This is a genomic window from Corynebacterium glucuronolyticum DSM 44120 (assembly GCF_030440595.1).
GTDB classification, from domain to species: domain Bacteria; phylum Actinomycetota; class Actinomycetes; order Mycobacteriales; family Mycobacteriaceae; genus Corynebacterium; species Corynebacterium glucuronolyticum.
The window spans coordinates 14331-29518 of the sequence record NZ_CP047452.1 but is presented as its reverse complement, the minus strand read 5'-3'; the positions used below and the strand labels follow the sequence as shown (position 1 = coordinate 29518).

Annotated in this window: 14 protein-coding genes, 2 tRNA genes and 1 pseudogene; 5 read left to right on the top strand and 12 right to left on the bottom strand. The window is 60.2% G+C overall.

Features of this window, described 5'->3' with window-relative positions; all coding sequences use genetic code 11:
* Nucleotides 1–660: 660 nt before the first annotated feature.
* The 3 genes and pseudogenes from CGLUCO_RS00150 to CGLUCO_RS00140 form a co-directional block, all read right to left on the bottom strand.
* Nucleotides 661–1875 (bottom strand): annotated as a pseudogene (locus CGLUCO_RS00150) (IS1249 family transposase).
* Between the two features lie 231 nt (nucleotides 1876–2106).
* Complete coding sequence (locus CGLUCO_RS00145; RefSeq protein WP_034988568.1) at nucleotides 2107–2496, bottom strand: hypothetical protein; 390 nt, start codon at nucleotides 2494–2496, stop codon at nucleotides 2107–2109.
* A 67-nt stretch (nucleotides 2497–2563) separates the two neighbouring features.
* Nucleotides 2564–3703, bottom strand: coding sequence for an HNH endonuclease signature motif containing protein (locus tag CGLUCO_RS00140; protein ID WP_084037235.1), 1140 nt, complete (start codon nucleotides 3701–3703; stop codon nucleotides 2564–2566).
* Between the two features lie 108 nt (nucleotides 3704–3811).
* Between CGLUCO_RS00140 and CGLUCO_RS00135 the strand changes: the two genes are divergently transcribed.
* Nucleotides 3812–3973 carry a hypothetical protein gene (locus CGLUCO_RS00135; RefSeq protein ID WP_005391501.1) on the top strand — a complete coding sequence of 54 codons (162 nt, stop codon included), beginning with the start codon at nucleotides 3812–3814 and terminating at the stop codon, nucleotides 3971–3973.
* Here CGLUCO_RS00135 and CGLUCO_RS00130 read toward each other — a convergent pair.
* The 6 genes from CGLUCO_RS00130 to gyrA form a co-directional block, all read right to left on the bottom strand.
* Complete coding sequence (locus tag CGLUCO_RS00130) at nucleotides 3961–4200, bottom strand: type II toxin-antitoxin system Phd/YefM family antitoxin (RefSeq protein WP_084037237.1); 240 nt, start codon at nucleotides 4198–4200, stop codon at nucleotides 3961–3963. The two genes, CGLUCO_RS00135 and CGLUCO_RS00130, sit on opposite strands and share 13 nt — an antisense overlap.
* A gap of 4 nt (nucleotides 4201–4204) precedes the next feature.
* Nucleotides 4205–4477, bottom strand: coding sequence for a hypothetical protein (locus CGLUCO_RS00125; protein ID WP_084037239.1), 273 nt, complete (start codon nucleotides 4475–4477; stop codon nucleotides 4205–4207).
* 125 nt (nucleotides 4478–4602) lie between these two features.
* Nucleotides 4603–4675, bottom strand: a tRNA-Ala gene (locus tag CGLUCO_RS00120).
* 8 nt (nucleotides 4676–4683) lie between these two features.
* Nucleotides 4684–4760 (bottom strand) — tRNA-Ile (locus CGLUCO_RS00115).
* A gap of 56 nt (nucleotides 4761–4816) precedes the next feature.
* On the bottom strand, nucleotides 4817–5158 hold the full coding sequence (locus CGLUCO_RS00110; protein ID WP_005391507.1) for a DUF3566 domain-containing protein: 342 nt from the start codon (nucleotides 5156–5158) through the stop codon (nucleotides 4817–4819).
* Nucleotide 5159: 1 nt separating this feature from the next.
* Nucleotides 5160–7745 carry a DNA gyrase subunit A gene (gene gyrA / locus CGLUCO_RS00105; RefSeq protein ID WP_084037241.1) on the bottom strand — a complete coding sequence of 862 codons (2586 nt, stop codon included), beginning with the start codon at nucleotides 7743–7745 and terminating at the stop codon, nucleotides 5160–5162.
* Between the two features lie 102 nt (nucleotides 7746–7847).
* Here gyrA and CGLUCO_RS00100 point away from each other — a divergent pair, with 102 nt between their 5' ends.
* Genes CGLUCO_RS00100 through CGLUCO_RS00090 form a run of 3 tightly spaced genes read left to right on the top strand, consistent with a single transcriptional unit; the run spans nucleotide 7848 to nucleotide 8697 of the window.
* Nucleotides 7848–8279, top strand: coding sequence for a DUF6918 family protein (locus CGLUCO_RS00100; RefSeq protein ID WP_084037317.1), 432 nt, complete (start codon nucleotides 7848–7850; stop codon nucleotides 8277–8279).
* Between the two features lie 2 nt (nucleotides 8280–8281).
* Nucleotides 8282–8464, top strand: coding sequence for a hypothetical protein (locus tag CGLUCO_RS00095; protein ID WP_005391510.1), 183 nt, complete (start codon nucleotides 8282–8284; stop codon nucleotides 8462–8464).
* On the top strand, nucleotides 8461–8697 hold the full coding sequence (locus tag CGLUCO_RS00090) for a hypothetical protein (protein ID WP_005391512.1): 237 nt from the start codon (nucleotides 8461–8463) through the stop codon (nucleotides 8695–8697). Before CGLUCO_RS00095 ends, CGLUCO_RS00090 begins: the two co-directional genes overlap by 4 nt.
* 145 nt (nucleotides 8698–8842) lie before the next feature.
* On the opposite strand, the gene CGLUCO_RS00085 is transcribed toward CGLUCO_RS00090, so the two are convergent.
* From CGLUCO_RS00085 to CGLUCO_RS00075, 3 genes are read right to left on the bottom strand one after another with little or no spacing between them, the layout of a single operon-like run.
* Nucleotides 8843–9784 carry a hypothetical protein gene (locus CGLUCO_RS00085; RefSeq protein ID WP_084037243.1) on the bottom strand — a complete coding sequence of 314 codons (942 nt, stop codon included), beginning with the start codon at nucleotides 9782–9784 and terminating at the stop codon, nucleotides 8843–8845.
* A gap of 48 nt (nucleotides 9785–9832) precedes the next feature.
* Nucleotides 9833–11923, bottom strand: a complete 2091-nt coding sequence (gene nagE, locus CGLUCO_RS00080) for an N-acetylglucosamine-specific PTS transporter subunit IIBC (RefSeq protein WP_084037245.1) — start codon at nucleotides 11921–11923, stop codon at nucleotides 9833–9835.
* Between the two features lie 27 nt (nucleotides 11924–11950).
* Nucleotides 11951–12886 (bottom strand): CAT RNA binding domain-containing protein, encoded by a 936-nt coding sequence (locus CGLUCO_RS00075; protein ID WP_232621932.1) that lies wholly within the window; start codon nucleotides 12884–12886, stop codon nucleotides 11951–11953.
* A gap of 1431 nt (nucleotides 12887–14317) precedes the next feature.
* On the opposite strand from CGLUCO_RS00075, the gene CGLUCO_RS00070 reads away from it, so the two are divergent.
* Complete coding sequence (locus tag CGLUCO_RS00070; protein ID WP_084037249.1) at nucleotides 14318–15133, top strand: siderophore-interacting protein; 816 nt, start codon at nucleotides 14318–14320, stop codon at nucleotides 15131–15133.
* The last annotated feature ends 55 nt before the right edge of the window (nucleotides 15134–15188 follow it).

The following is a 15188-nucleotide window of genomic DNA, read 5'->3' as shown; positions in this document are numbered from 1 at the left end:
CTCAACCTTTCGCCCTATGTCCTTTCTGGATTGGTCATCACTGCTGGCGTTCGGGAACGCTCGATGCAATCCAACCTTCCACAAGACCTTGGCATTCGACTTGTGAACGGGAAGAGCTTCTCCCAGCAAATTGGACCAATTCCCCATCGTGAGCTGCGCAAGAATATCATCGTGACTCACCCCTGTACGTAAGCCTCGGCGTTTCGACTCTCGTAGCGCTCGTTTTCGCGCCTGCCTAAGCGGGGTACTCATCATTTCATAGAGAAGCCCCGCAGTTTGACGCTCCACACACCAATCCCTATGACCGCACTGTCCATAGCGTTTCGAAGAAGTATCTCGAAGTACGAAAGCTGAGCGTGAAACTCCCCTGCAAGACGAGTGTTCCACCTGTAAAGATCAACAGCCCTATCTACGTCCTGTGCAGCCGCTTCATAATACTTCTGGAACCGTGCAGAGCCCAGCATCGCTTCTCATCTATGCTTGTCTGCCATCGACTCAAATGCTAACCTTTACCACCGAGCGCTGGTGTAGACCAGCGCACTTTACCCCACGACCCCGGATCTCGCGTCCGGGGTCGTTGTATATCCAAAAGACTACGGGGGTTAAGCGCCAAAACGTGTGTCTTTTCGGCGTGTCGTGTGGGTTGGCCATTTTGTGTGTCTAGTTTCTGCCTGCCCATCCTTTGCGTATGCCGATAGAGTTGGTGGGTGTGGAGTCGATTGCGGTGTCGTAGGTGGCTGGTCGGCCGTCTGCGTTTCCATAGGTGGCTTCATGCTCTTGGGTGATGATGGCTTGAGCTTTGGCGAGTCCGGCCTGTCCCCAGTGTTGCTGCCTGGCGATCTTTTCGGTGTCGCCAGGCAGTTGCGTATGTAGTTACAACCACCAATCGCAGATGACACGTTGGTGACCTTCGGGTAGTCCCCTGTGGTTGTGTAGGAGGGTTTTGATTGCGGCGTTGATGCCGCCTTCCAGACTGTTGGTTGTTGCTTTTCGTTCACTGACCTCGTCGGGTGGGGTGAGGTAGGTGAAGAGGTGGTGGTTGCGGACAAGTCTTTCCAGCAGTGTGTAGGCGCTGCGGGTCCGGTAGTGGGTGTACCACCATTTCTTGTTGTTACGTTTGGATTTTGGGATCAGGCTTTCATCGGTGATGTCTTTAAGGTAGGTCTTTTCGTTGAGCCAGTCACGAAACACAGTGTGGAATTTTTGTAGGTTGATGACCCACTCGGTGGCTTGGTCAGTGGTGGTGATACGCAGCAGATCAAGGGATAGCTTGCGTAGTGCTTTGCCTGCTGGTGTTTGTGGGTTGAGGGTGACATAGGTTTGGATGTTGCGTTTAACGTGGACGAGACAGCGTTGGATGCGGGTATCAGGCCAGCAGTTTTTAATGGCTTTCAGGGCTCCTTTCTGTCCGTCTGTTGTCACGACTTTTGGTGGTGCGAGTTTGTTAAGGAGCTGGCTGTAGGCGTAGGCATCCTCGGTGAAGCACCAGTGCCACGCCACAACATGGTCGGTGGTGGAGGCAACAAGCAGACAGTTGGTGTTGAAGTAGGTGCCGTCGATGAAGATCTGGTCGTACACACGGTGGTGGTCAGTGTTGTCAGGAATCTGGACTGCCCAAAAAGGTTTAAACCATCGTGTCAATGTACGCAGGCCATGCTTGTGTGAAGCGGCTATCTGGTCAAGCGAACGCGTGCCCATGATCCAATCCATGAACACGCGAAACCGGGCGGCGTGGATAGCGTCGGTGTGTGATCTGGTTGTTGATGCCCCACAGTCTGGATTCTTACACCGCCAGCGTGGGGTGCCTTTGGCTGTTTTGCCGTTGCGTTTCATTGGCCCGTGGCAAACAGGGCAGTTCGGTCTTGGTGCACTCATTCAATAAGGATCGAATACTGCCATTAGCACATTTGGACCGGGAAGTGGTGGAACCCGAAGGATCAGCCCCGGACGCCCTCACGCCGAGAGCGTAACATCAATGTTTCACCAGCCCACAGAGTAAAAACAACTCTAATTAGACACACGTTTTGGCGCTTAACCCGACTACGGCAATAATCCAGCACCGGAAGCAGCGCGCGTTGCCAGTCGCGATGACGGTGAGAGGGGCGCTCAGGCGGGTGCTCGCCGGGTGCGGATGAGGCCGGCGAGGACGACGAGCTGGCCAGGGCCGAGGGCGAGGGGGAGGAAAAGGAGTTCCCAACCGGACGTCGGGAAGCAAAGAAGGACGGTTTGGATGAGGAAACCGGCGAGGCAGAGGGCGTGGCCGGCGGTGAGGAGGCTGCGGTGGCCGCGGCGGAGGGCGTTCGCGGCGATGACGATGGCCGCGAGCTCGACGGGGACGGCGACGAGGAGGATGAAGACGAAGCTCAGCGACGCGAGGCCACCGCCGAAGGGGATGAACGAATTGGTGACAAGCGCGGCGAGGTCGAGGAACGTCCAGGCGATCGCCGGGACCGACACGATGACCGAGGCGATGCTGACGCGGGTGAGGAGCTTCATGGTGGCAAGCCTACCGTGGGCAGGCCGAATGGCCCGCAGGGTGCGGGCTTTGCTGGCGCGGGGGGCTTTAGCCGGGGGGACTGGGGTCGATGGGGAGGCGGAGCTGCTTGCGGACGAGACGGACAGCGCCGCCCTGGGCGCAGGGATGCATATTGAGTTGGAGGGGGCCGCCGAACGCGGGCTTCCAATACTCCAGGCCATTGATGCGGACCATGCGGCCGTACATGGGTTTGTCGGGGTCGTCGTCGTTACGCCCGTTGAAGAAGCTGCACAGGAGCATCAAGTTTTCGGAGACCGTCTTGCCGCCGTTTTTGAAAGCCTCGATGTGGTGGACTTCGCACTCCGTGGCGGGGGTCGAACAGCCCGGGTGGGGGCAGACCGGGTTGCGGAGAGCCTGGTTGAACCACTCGAGGAAGTCCGCGAGGCGGGAATCGGGCGTCATGGTTAGGGAATAGACACCGAAGTTCTGCGGGGCGTACGGGTGGACGAGGGCGGCGAGGAGGAAATCCGACAGTTTCGTGCGCACGATCTCCTCACCGGAGATCGTCGCGCCGTTGGTGAGGGAGAACCGGAACTTGCCGCGCTCCTCCTCGGTGAAACCCGTAAACGACATGTCCAGCGGGACGAGGACACAGGGGGTCGCTGCGGGAGGAAGCTCGCCGTCGTTCGCAGCGAGCGCCAGCCTGATGAGACCGTTAGCGGGGCAGTCCTTATCCGTCGCGCGGGCGCGGTCATAGATCTGCTTCACGCGGGACGACTCCGCCGTCAAGGTCAGCGTGGCGTACGTGGAGTTTTTGATGCTCCTGTAGGTCAGTTTCTTATCCGGGTTGTCTGCGTGGTGCGTGTTCAACTCCTGGAGGAGGCGGGCGCCCTCAGCGTTGATGCGGGTGATGTCCGGGCCGAGCGGGACAAGCTCCTCGCGAAGCCGCCACGCGTAGGCCTTCTTCTCCAGCTTCGCCACCTGGGATTCGATGGCTTGGAGGGAACGGAATGTGTGGCCGGCCTGGCGGGCGGCATCGCGGGCGCGCTCCTGCATGCGGGGGGCGTTGGTGGAACCGAAGTAAATCTTGCCGATCTTCACCACCGCAGCGGCGGTGGTCTTATCGAGACCCTGGCGGACGAGGGCGGCCTTCGGCGTGCCGAAGGCATCACCAGCGATGTCAATCGCCTGGGCCAGGATGCGGATGAAGTCCCCCGTAATACTCACAGGACAGATACTAAAGGACGCGGACAAGCTTTGCAGTGCGAGTGGAAACAGTGCAGGTCAGGTGTGGTATATTTTTGGTAGCTATTCCCGCTGTCGAAAGGTTAAAACGTGAAATCTCGAGCAATTCTGCGTATTGCGATTCTGGCTGCGATCCTCATGGTCGCGCTCGCGCTGGCGATGAACAGGATTTTTGTCGGCTTCGTTGTCGCGGCGATCGCGGGTGTATTTCTCGTGTACTTCCTGGTCAGGGACCGTCGCTACCTGAGGTAGGGGGCGGCGGCGTCGATGCCTTCTTCCCTGGCTTTTCGGAGCGACTCCGACATGCCGGGGATGGACTGGAGGTACAGCGTTTCCTGAATTGCTCGCCACGCATCCTCGCCGACGAGGACGGCGTTTCCGCGTGGCCCTGTGATGGTAACGGGTTCCGAATCCGCGTTCACCTGGTCGATGAGCCGACCCAGGTTGGCGCGGGCTTCGCCTGCACTGAGTGATGTCATGGGGCTAGTCGTTGGGGTAGTCTCGGCGGTATCCCTCGGGGTCCTCCCGCTTGTACTTCTCCCGCCACTGGTCATAGTGCTGCTGTCGCTCTACGATTGATTTAAGGGCTTGCTCTTCGCTGATTTTGTGGAATGGGTCTTGGAACGCGGTTGCGTACGCGTCGTTTGCGCGCTCCGTTCGCTCCCACCCCCTGAGTTTCGGATTGTAGATTGACCAGAGTTCCTGGCCGTCGTCTCTGAGGATTTCGCCGGTTCGTCGGTAAAAGTGGTTTGCCATGGTGTCAGCTCCTTTTCCACAACCGACTATATGGAACCGGGGGCATACGTGAAAGAGAAAGTTCGAACAAGGCTTCGGTAGACAAAGCAAAATCCCTGGTCATGTGACCAGGGATTCATAGATTGTGGAGCATAGGAGAATCGAACTCCTGACATCCTGCTTGCAAAGCAGGTGCTCTACCAACTGAGCTAATGCCCCTTTGTTCCTGGTGGGCCTAGCAAGAGTCGAACTTGCGACCTCTTCATTATCAGTGAAGCGCTCTAACCAACTGAGCTATAGGCCCGTGCGGAACGTGTATGTACTTTACGTTGTGGGGCGGGCCTAAAGCAAATCGGCTGGTTAGCGTCGGTTAGTGAGGGTGATTGTGAGGCCTCCAGTGAAGCCCGCAAAGGCGTTGAAAAGCACGGCGGTGATGGGGGCCAGGACGACGACGAGGAGGGCGACGATGGCACCCAGGAGGGTGGCGGCGCCGAGGACGATCTGGAAGGTGATCGTCCCCTCGCCGCCGGCTCCACCGATAACGGCGTTGACGGAATCCCACACGCCGGCCGCGTCGAGGCCAACATACAGGAGACACACGCAGACAACCCACGCAGCAAGGCCTGCGAGCGCGAGCAAGAGGGCGGTGCGCAGGACGCTCATGGTGTTGATTCTGGTGATCGCAACGCGTCGTGAAGCCATACTAATCCTCCTCGGTGGGGACGCCATTCGCGTCGGTGTCAGAGCCATCGACCTCGAGCTGGGCCTGGGCCTGGACGGGGTTCTTCTCCGCCGGACCGTCGACCTCGCCGCGGGCGATGGCCTCGGCTTGTTCCTCACCAGAGTCTTCCACGTTCCGGTCGACCGCGTACAGCGAAACGCCGTTTGGCAGATTAACCAGGCGGACACCCATGGTGGAGCGGGAGCTCGGCCTAATCTGGGAGACCTCGGTGCGGATGACGCCGCCGGCGGAGGTGATGGCCATGATCTCGTCACCCTCGTTAACGGCCAGCGCGCCGATGAGCTTGCCGCGCTTGGGCTGGTACTTGAGGGTGGTGACGCCCAGGCCACCGCGGCCCTTGGCGGGGTACTCTTCCATGGCGGTGCGCTTGCCGTAGCCGCCCTCGGTGGCGACCAAGAGGTAGTCACCGTCGGAGGTGACGCACATGGACAGGAGCTCGTCGTCGTCCTTGAAGCGCATGCCCTTGACACCGGCGGTCGCGCGACCCATGGGGCGCAGGACATCGTCGGCGGCGGAGAAGCGCATGGCCTGGCCGCGCTGAGAGACAAGGAGCAGGTCGTCCTCGCCGGAGGACAGCACCGCACCGATGAGGGAGTCGCCCTCGTTTAGGTTGATGGCGATAAGGCCTGCGGAGCGGGAGGACTCGTAGTCCGTCAGGCGCGACTTCTTCACGCGGCCCTTGCGGGTGGCGAGCACGAGGTACGGCTCGTCCTCGTAGGACTGGATCTGGATGACCTGGGCGATGGTCTCGCCGGGCTGGAACTCCAGGAGGTTAGCCACGTGCTGGCCACGGGCGGTGCGGGAGGCCTCGGGGATCTCGTAGGCCTTCAGGCGGTAGACGCGGCCGAAGTTGGTGAAGAAGAGGATCCAATCGTGGGTGGAGCAGACGAAGAAGTGGCGGACCACGTCGTCCATCTTCAGCTCGGCACCGCGGACACCCTTGCCACCGCGCTTCTGGGAGCGGTAGGCGTCCACCTTCGTGCGCTTGGCGTAGCCGCCGGAGGTGATCGTCACCACGACGTTTTCCTGGGCGATGAGGTCCTCGTCGGTAACATCGCCGGTGGCTGCCACCAGCTGGGTGCGGCGCTCGTCGCCATGCTTGTCGACGATCTCGCGGAGCTCTTCCTCCACAATCTTGCGCTGGCGCTCGGGCTTGGCGAGGATATCCTTCAGGTCCGCGATGGTTTCCTCGAGCTCTGCCAACTCATCGATGATCTTCTGGCGTTCGAGGGCTGCCAACTTCCTCAGCTGCATGTCGAGGATGTGCTGCGCTTGCTCCTCATCAACGTCGAGAAGCTCCATTAAGCCTTGGCGGGCGACTTCGACGGTAGCCGAAGCCCGGATGAGCGCGATGACCTCATCCAGCGCATCGAGTGCCTTGACCAGACCGCGCAAGATGTGCGCGCGCTTCTCTGCCGCGTTGAGCCGGAACTTCGTGCGGCGGACGATGACATCGACCTGGTGGTCGGTGTAGAGAGTGAGCATCTGATCCAAGCGAAGGGTGCGCGGAACACCGTCGACAATCGACAGCATGTTGACACCGAAGTTCGACTCGAGAGCCGAGTGCTTGAAGAGATTATTGAGAACCACGCGGGGAACGGCGTCGCGCTTGAGGGTAACCACAATGCGCATGCCGACGCGATCCGAGGACTCATCATCGATCTTGGAGGCGCCCGGAAGCTTGCCATTGTTGATCTGATCAGCGATGTTGGAGACTAGATTATCCGGGTTCACCATGTACGGAAGCTCCGTAATCACGATGTACGTGCGGCCCTTCTCCTCCTCAATGGAGGTCACACCGCGCATCTTGATCGAACCGCGACCCGTCGTGTACGCATCCTTAATGCCCTGGTCACCGACGATAAGCGCCGCCGTGGGGAAATCCGGGCCCTTGACGCGCTCCATGCACGCCTCCAGCGTCTCCTTATCGGAGGCATCCGGGTTCTCCAGGATCCAATAAATGGCCTCTGCCAGCTCATTCAGGTTATGCGGCGGGATGTTCGTGGCCATGCCGACGGCGATGCCGTTCGACCCATTCATGAGGAGGTTCGGGACGCGCGACGGGAGGACCGCGGGCTCGGCGGTCTTGCCATCGTAGTTCGGCTGGAACTCCACCGTATCCTCGCGGATATCCCGCACCATCTCCATGGCCAGCGGGGTGAGCTTGCACTCCGTGTAACGCATGGCGGCCGGGCCGTCGTTGCCGCGGGAACCGAAGTTACCCTGACCCTGCACCATCGGGTAGCGCATCGACCACGGCTGCGCGAGGCGCACCAAGGTGTCATAAATGGCGCTATCGCCGTGGGGGTGGAACTGGCCCATCGTATCGGCCACCGGGCGCGAGGACTTAACAAAGCCGCGCTCAGGGCGGTAGCCGGAATCGAACATCGCATACAGGATGCGGCGGTGCACCGGCTTCAGGCCGTCGCGGACCTCGGGGAGCGCGCGACCGACAATGACGGACATGGCGTAGTCGATATAGCTCGACTGCATCTCCTCATTCAGGTCGATTGGCGACACCCGATCAAAAAGATTTTCATCAGACACTATGTAATCTGCCCTTTCAGTTTTGTTGCTTATTTCATCTTACAGGGCATGTGGGGCGATTTGCCCGTGGCGGGCGGTATCTGGGTGGTATCATGGGGCGCTATGAAAAATACTCTTCTTGGCCCCCAGCGCCCCGCAGTAGTAACCGCACTGTCCGACCTGGCGGTATCCACCATCGACTCCACCGGCGGCATCACGGGCATGGCGCTCAAAGGCCTGCTCAAGGCCGCCCAATCCGCCCGCGACGACGTTGTGCCCACGGCGATCGACGCCGTCCTGCCCGACCTTGCTAACGCCCTGGAGCCCTACTGGGACACGTATTCCGCAGGAGTGGCCGTTGATTCGTTCGGGGCGTACCTTGATGAAAATCACGACGCCGTCGCCGGCGAACTCGCCCGCATCGCCGACGGATTCGTAGAAAACCGCGACCTCGGTGGCCTGAAGAAGCTCTACACCTCCGCGCGCAACAAGGGCATCTCCGTCCTCGAACAACACCTCGGCGCGCTGGGAGACGTGCTAGAAGGCTTCATGTAAACATGGCCATGACACTGCGCCTCACCCCCACCGAGGAACGGGCGCTTAGTTTGCTGGCCGATTCGTGGGGGCTAACCAAGGCCGACGCCGCCCGGCGCGCCATCATGACCGCCGCCACCCGGATGCTGCGCGACGAGGAGGCGCGGCAAGCCGCGCGTGAGGAATTGGCCAGGTACGGGCTGTGAGGCTCGACACCGACACCGTGGCGGCGATCGCGGCTGAGGTGTGTGACACCACGGGGGCACGCGTGGTGCGGCCATGGGCGCTGGCGGCGGTGGCCGGGGCGTGCGAGGGGGTTATTGGGGTGGAGCGGGTCGGCAGCAGCGCTTCTGCTGCGGACGCCGTGCTTTTGCTGCAGCCGCTGGACCGCGCCAACGGGGTGCTGGCGCGGGTTGTGCGGGGGGTGGCGGAGAAGTAGGTTTTGTGGCTTGGCTGACGGCTTGGCTGCGGTTGCTGCGGTGCTAAGAAAAACGTCACCGCTTGCGATGTAGCAGATGTGACCACCTGGGAAAGTATGGAGTTTGCTACGGAATTCGGTTACTTTTTTCTTCGCAGGTGTGCTGCTACTCTTCCCAGGCCTTCCACCCGCCGAGCCACTTGTTGGATGCGAGAGGAACCCCCACGGCCCACGACTCCTCCAGTTCTTTCAACCACAGGTTCTTTGCCCAGTTTGCATTCGCGTCGATCCGGATGACGTCGAGATGCTCGGCGCGAAGGAGGCGTTGCCGGGAGTGCTCGCCTTGGATTGATCGTTTGGGGGGCTGGCCGTAATCCCCTCGGGTTTTGCCGCGCCCATCGTACTCGAGGACGATGGAAGTCTGGGGGAAGAGGAAATCGACACGCCCGATGCGGCGGCGGAAAGCGTCCAGGATGATGGGCTGTTGAATAGGTGAAGGGTAGCCGGCCTCAAAAAGCCGCGACTTCACGTCGCTCTCGCGGGGGCTTTCGGAGTGGCCGTTGATGAGGCGAACGGCGGTGCGGGCCACCTCGGCGCCGGTGAAGCCACTGCGCCTTTTCAATGAGTAGCGCAGCTTGCTGAGCGTCGTCAGCCGCACCCGGACGGCCCAATCGCCACAGCGGACGGCATCTTCGATGCCGTACCAGCGCGCGATGTCGACGATGGTATCCGCCGGCGACGTGAAGTAAATCTCCTGGCCGCGGACGGTTAAAGAGTAAAGGTACTCCTTGGGCAGGCGCCTCTTGTTGATGCCGGGGCGCTTCCTGCCCTCACCGACAATATCTACATCATTCGACATCCAGGTTTTGGTGGGCATCCCGTGCATGACCGCCGCCGCCCGCCCAGCCAGCACCCGGCCCTCGAGCCCGAGGGCCAGCGTCCGCAGCACGTACTGATCCCACGAGTTCTGCTCCTGGAAAAAGTACTTAGGAACGTAGACCCCGCGCGCGAGCTGCAGGAGGAAACCATCGTTAAGATCGCGCTGAATCTCCTCGCGCTGCCTCGCGCTCAGCCCCCGGGTAAGGATTACATGCTCCCCCATTTTCATACAAGGGATCCTGCCACGGCACGGGGGCGCCCGCCACTCGAGCGGAGGTTAGGCCATTGTCACCGTGGCGACGGTGTCGCCCTGGGAGACTGCGCCGGTGATGGCGTGGACCTCGGCAACCTGGGACTTCTCACTGAGGACAACAGGGGTAATGAGGTTTTTGCCCTTTTGCTTGAGTCGGGCAAGGTCGACCTCGATGATGGGTTGGCCAGCGGTGACCTGCTCGCCCTGCTGGGTAAGGACAGTGAAGCCCTCGCCCTTGAGCTCGACGGTGTCGAGGCCGATGTGGACGAGGACATCGAGGCCCTCGGTGGTTTTGACGGAGAAGGCATGGCCCGTCTTGAAGACCATCTGGAGGGTTCCCGCGGCTGGGGCGCAGACCAGGAGGGAACCGGAGGTGGACTGGGGTGCGACAGCGAAGCCGTCGCCAAGCATCTTGCCAGAGAAAGTCGGGTCAGGGACGTCGGCGATCGTGGTGGCCTGGCCGGCGAACGGTGCCTGGAGCTCGACGGTAACCTCCTGCTCGCCCTCGAGGGACGCATCGGTGTGGCTCATTTGGCGAGCCACCTCGTCGTACACAAACTGTACCTTAGGTCCGACGACAACCTGAACATTCTTCTGCGAGGGGCGGATGACGCCGGCGATGCCGGACTTCTTGATCGCCGACTCGCTGACCTTGACGTTATCCTTCACCTCGACGCGGAGGCGCGTGGTGCAGTAATCGATGGAATCGATGTTGTCCTCGCCGCCGAGACCCACGATGATCTGGCGGGCGACGTCGGAGGTTTCGGCGTCGGCAGCAAGAGTGGCACCATCGTCGGCCTCGTCCTCACCGCGGCCCGGGGTGTGGAGATCCATAAACCCAATGAGGAAGTAGAAGATGACGAAGTAAAGGGCGAAGAAGATCACGCCCATGACCAGCAGCATCCACCAGTCGTTGGAAAGCGGGTTGCGGGCGGAGAGGACCATGTCCACAAAACCGGCGGAGAAGCCGAAGCCGGCCGTCCAGTGGAAGGCCGCGGCGATGGCGACCGAGATGCCCGTGAGGATGGCGTGGACGACGTAGAGCAGCGGGGCCAAGAACATGAAGGAGAACTCCAGGGGCTCCGTCACGCCCGTGAAGAAGGAGGCCAGAGCGGCGGCGAGCATGAGGGAGCCAACGACCTTGCGGCGCTTCGTGTCCGCGCGGAGGTACATGGCCAGCGCTGCGCCTGGGAGACCGAACATCATGATGGGGAAGAAACCGGCCTGGTAGCGGCCCACGAAACCGACGACCTGGCAGGCGCCGTCCGCCCAGATACCCGGGCAGGTGGCGGCCGTCGTGGCGGCTGCGGCGGCCTCGATCGTCTTGCCGCCGGCGAGGAAGTTACCGATGTCGTTGATGCCGATGATGTCGAACCAGAAGATCGAGTTCAGGGCGTGGTGAAGACCCGTCGGAATGAGGAGCCGGTTAGCGAAGGCGTAGAGGCCGGCACCGACCGCGCCCATGCCCTGGATCCACGTACCGAAATCGAAAAGCACACCGTAGATGAGCGGCCAGAGGAAGTAGAAGATGCCGGCCAGGACGATGGAGAAGAGCGATGTGAGAATCGGGACGAGACGACGGCCGGCGAAGAAGGCCAGCGCATCCGGAAGCTTCGTGGCGTGGAAGCGGTTGTAGACCCAAGCGGCGAGGATGCCGACGGCGATGCCGAAGAGGACGTTCTTCGGGCCGACGGCGGCCCAGCCCTGGGAGGCCCAGTCGAGGGCCGCCTCATCAGACATGGACTCGAGGTCGACGCCACGGTAACCGGCGACCGCATCTTCGTCGAGAAGCGAAATCAGGGTGGTGAAGCCGAGCCAGCCGGACAGGGCCGCGGCGCCGTTGTGGTCTTTGGCCAGGCCGAACGCGATCGCGATGGCGAAGATGACGCCGAGGTTGTTGAGGACCGCGGAACCGGCGGTGATGAGGACGGCGGCGAGGAGGTTGCCTTCGCCCCAGCCTTCCGGATCGATCCAGTAGCCGATGCCCATGAGAAGGGCGGCGACCGGCATGATGGCGACGGCACCCATCAGTGCCCGGCCGAGCTTCTGGAACGCCGTCATGATGGTGTTGCCGGTTTGTGATTTTTCTTTTACGGGAGATGTCGCGGTGGACATGATTCCTTCTTTCTCCTGGGTGGGGAGTTACGTGCTTGGGCGCACCGATTGCCGCCAGCCGTGGAGGAAAACCGCAAGGTAGGCAGCCTCCCCCGCCGCGTGGGACGGCAACGTCGGAACGTCGATCATGCGACACAGAACCTGCTGCGCCACATCGAATTCGGAAGGCAGATCGCGTTCAATCGACCGCCTCGCCAGATTGGAACGGAACTGCTTCGACCCCACGCGATTGCTCATCCTCGTGAGCTCCAACGCGAGGGAATGATCCACAGTCCCATCGAAAGTGGTGGTTGTCGCCCCAAGCCGCGCGCACACAAACCGCAGCAACCCCGCCAACTCGTTCGCCACGGCCAGAGGCTGCTTCACCGTCACGCCCTGGCGGGCCGCGTTGAGGTGAAGGGCGATGAAGGCCGCTTCGTCGACAGGAAGGGTTGCGTTGGCGGTATGCGAGTTGATGTAACTCACCATGAGCTGCGCCGCCTGAAATTCCAGGGGGAAGGCCGCCCGGATCTCATCCACCAAAGAGTTCCGGATCTGCTCGCCCGAGCCCGCACGCTGCACCGCAAACGAAATATGCTCAGCAAGCACCACGTACACCGAGGGGTGCAGCTCGCCAAGCAGGTCAACCGCCAAATCCACCGCCGCCGAGATGGTCTCCATCACCGCCGGATCAAGCGACAGCACGCCTTTGAGGAACTGCGCCCGCTCCGGGCTCAGCTCCAGGTACTGCCGATCCGCCGTCGCCGGCGAAATCTCGTCGCCCGGCTTGCGCTGGAAGCCGATGCCGCGGCCGACGAGGACTTGGGTGTTGTTGGTTGTTTGGCTGGTTTGTTGTTGGGTGTTTTTGGTTTGGGCTGTGTTTTGGGCTGTGTCCTCCCCTGGTACCCCGCTGGGGACGCGGACAAGCACGGCATTGTTGCTGAGCACCCGGATGATCCTCGGGTTTCGCGCACCTTCAGTCATGACTTTCTCCTGCGTATCGTTGCGGGAGGGTACCAAACGACACCACGCGGGCATGCGCCCGTGGGTATGCGGGGCTGTGATCCTGCGGGTTTGGCACCCGAATTTCCAGTCATGCCTGATCGAATCAGTAACACCCGGAGGGCTAGAACGCTTTTAGTATAAGCCTTCCTACTGCCCCCGACTCAAAAATATTTCTTCCTTTTTTCCTGATCGTTATTTGAATCACCCGCACATGGGGTTATTTTGCTGTGAAAAAATTAAAAATTAGGGATATACGTCACAAGGGGGCGGGATGGATAACGAAAAGGCGGTCGTCGCTCAGCGGCTCGGAGGCCGTGTCGACGATCGCCTTAATCGCTTGTGAGTCTTCCACCGCAGTGTCCGCCTTTTCACTTGCGTCACTGCAATCACAACAGAATCAACTGTCCCATGCGTCACATACTTGCGTCAAGTCTTATTCCCCTTAGGGGGTAAACATTGTGCGGTTTGGGGCGAGAACGTGGTCACCAGACTGATCCAGCCTAATATCTCCTTTCAATTCTTGTTTTCAAATTCTCTACCCATTGCACCGGGCTTCACGACAACTGAAATTAGTTCTAAGCAATTGCTCCTCCTAACCACTAGGCGAAAATTACTTGCTCGCTCCCAGACTCTTTTAGAAATCTATTACATCTTGTCCATAGGTCCTATGGATCGTTTTCGGGACTTTTTTCTGGCTAGGAGTGGGTTGAGGAAGTTCGCTTGCAGCAAAAAGCTCACCCGAAAGAACCTCTTTGAGTAGTGATTCTTGCTTTTGACCTAACTCGACTGTGTGTGTAAGCACACGTAGAAGGTCAAGCAACTCATCGTTCCATTCGTCTTCCCATTCCGTAGGTCGGATTCGGTCAAGTGGAGTAGCGTTCTTTCCTGCAGCGCGTCCAATTCCCTTTGCAGTTCGCGCGCCTAACCACTTGTCCAGAACGTTCATTCCTGAAATATTTAACGTCCTCCAAAGAGGCCTCAATCTGGGAAAAATCCTCATTCCAACCTCCCCCTCTTTCAAAACCCTGCTGTCCCGAGAGTGCCAGTGCAGTGAACTCGAGGTTCTTGATGAGTCCCAACCACCTGATCACCAAGGAAGGTAACTAGGTGATCGACTGCTTCCACACATGCGTTCATTTCTTCCCGGGTAGGTTCGTAGACTTCGTGAACCGCTCTATTTCTCAATCGCTCGACCTGCTCCGACCATGCAGCAATAGGTTCTGGGGCCTCTCGACCCAACCGATCATTTCTGGATAAAAGGAAACAGGCCATTACTCTCGCATTGGAGTTTTTATGAATCACTAAGTCTCTTCCGGGGTAAGAACGTAAACTTCATAGTCGTAGTGTGGCGCTTAGCCACGACATAGACCCATCTCCAACCCTGACCCCTTGAAAGTAACCACAACAACTATGCCACCGAAGTCCTCCAACCCTCACCGGATCATTCCCGTCACGGTCGTATCCAACGAGCAGCTCGCCCCGCGTCTCCACCGCGTAACCTTCACAGCTTCCGACTTCGCTGACTACCCGTTGGACGGCCCCGATGAATTCTTCGGCTTACTCATGCCGCGACAGGGCGAACAGTTCCATCCCTTTGACCTTGGCGACAGTAACATTCGCGCAACGGTGGCTAACCTCCCGGAAGAAACCCGCCCCGAACTGCGCTGGTACACCATCCGAGGGTTAGATCCGGCCACGAGCACCATGTGGACTGACGTGGTCACCCACGGAGATTCCGGCCCCGGCTCTCGCTGGGTTCGGCGCGCCCTCCCCGGCGATACCGCCGGCATGTATACGTGTGGGGCAATCTGGGTTCCGGCCTCCTCACCGCAACTCATGATTGCTGACGCCTCCTCTATCCCCGCCCTCCGCCACGTCCTCGCCCACCTGCAAAGAACCAACCCGGAAGCGCTGGCGCTCACCGACATCATTGCTGTAATCACCGACCTTGACGAGGTCGAACCTGACTTCTCCACCGAGTGGTCGCCCCAAGTGCGCAGCCTCACTGTTGTCACTGCTTCTAAGACTTTGGAGTCGGACGCTACGCTGGCTTCCCTCCGCGACCATTACTCACCCGAACACGGGAGTCTGCCTAGGTCTCTGTGGGCGTGTGGTGAAGGCAGTCTGGCAAAAACAGTACGCAAATTCGCGGTCGATGAGTTGCAGCTGTCCCCCGACGTCATCGAATGGAGCCCATTTTGGTTCCACGGGAAGGCCCGCCCCTAGCGTCCAGGCTTTTCCCGATCCTAGCCGGGCCGGCTGGACCTGAGCGCCTGCGTGT

Coding starts and splice junctions, on each gene's coding strand:
- CGLUCO_RS00145 (WP_034988568.1), bottom strand. CDS start 2,496: ATGAAGCTCCTCACCCGCGTCAGCATCGCCTCGGTCATCGTGTCGGTC.
- CGLUCO_RS00130 (WP_084037237.1), bottom strand. CDS start 4,200: ATGACATCACTCAGTGCAGGCGAAGCCCGCGCCAACCTGGGTCGGCTC.
- CGLUCO_RS00125 (WP_084037239.1), bottom strand. CDS start 4,477: ATGGCAAACCACTTTTACCGACGAACCGGCGAAATCCTCAGAGACGAC.
- CGLUCO_RS00110 (WP_005391507.1), bottom strand. CDS start 5,158: ATGGCTTCACGACGCGTTGCGATCACCAGAATCAACACCATGAGCGTC.
- CGLUCO_RS00100 (WP_084037317.1), top strand. CDS start 7,848: ATGAAAAATACTCTTCTTGGCCCCCAGCGCCCCGCAGTAGTAACCGCA.
- CGLUCO_RS00095 (WP_005391510.1), top strand. CDS start 8,282: ATGGCCATGACACTGCGCCTCACCCCCACCGAGGAACGGGCGCTTAGT.
- CGLUCO_RS00085 (WP_084037243.1), bottom strand. CDS start 9,784: ATGAAAATGGGGGAGCATGTAATCCTTACCCGGGGGCTGAGCGCGAGG.
- nagE (WP_084037245.1), bottom strand. CDS start 11,923: ATGTCCACCGCGACATCTCCCGTAAAAGAAAAATCACAAACCGGCAAC.
- CGLUCO_RS00075 (WP_232621932.1), bottom strand. CDS start 12,886: ATGACTGAAGGTGCGCGAAACCCGAGGATCATCCGGGTGCTCAGCAAC.
- CGLUCO_RS00070 (WP_084037249.1), top strand. CDS start 14,318: ATGCCACCGAAGTCCTCCAACCCTCACCGGATCATTCCCGTCACGGTC.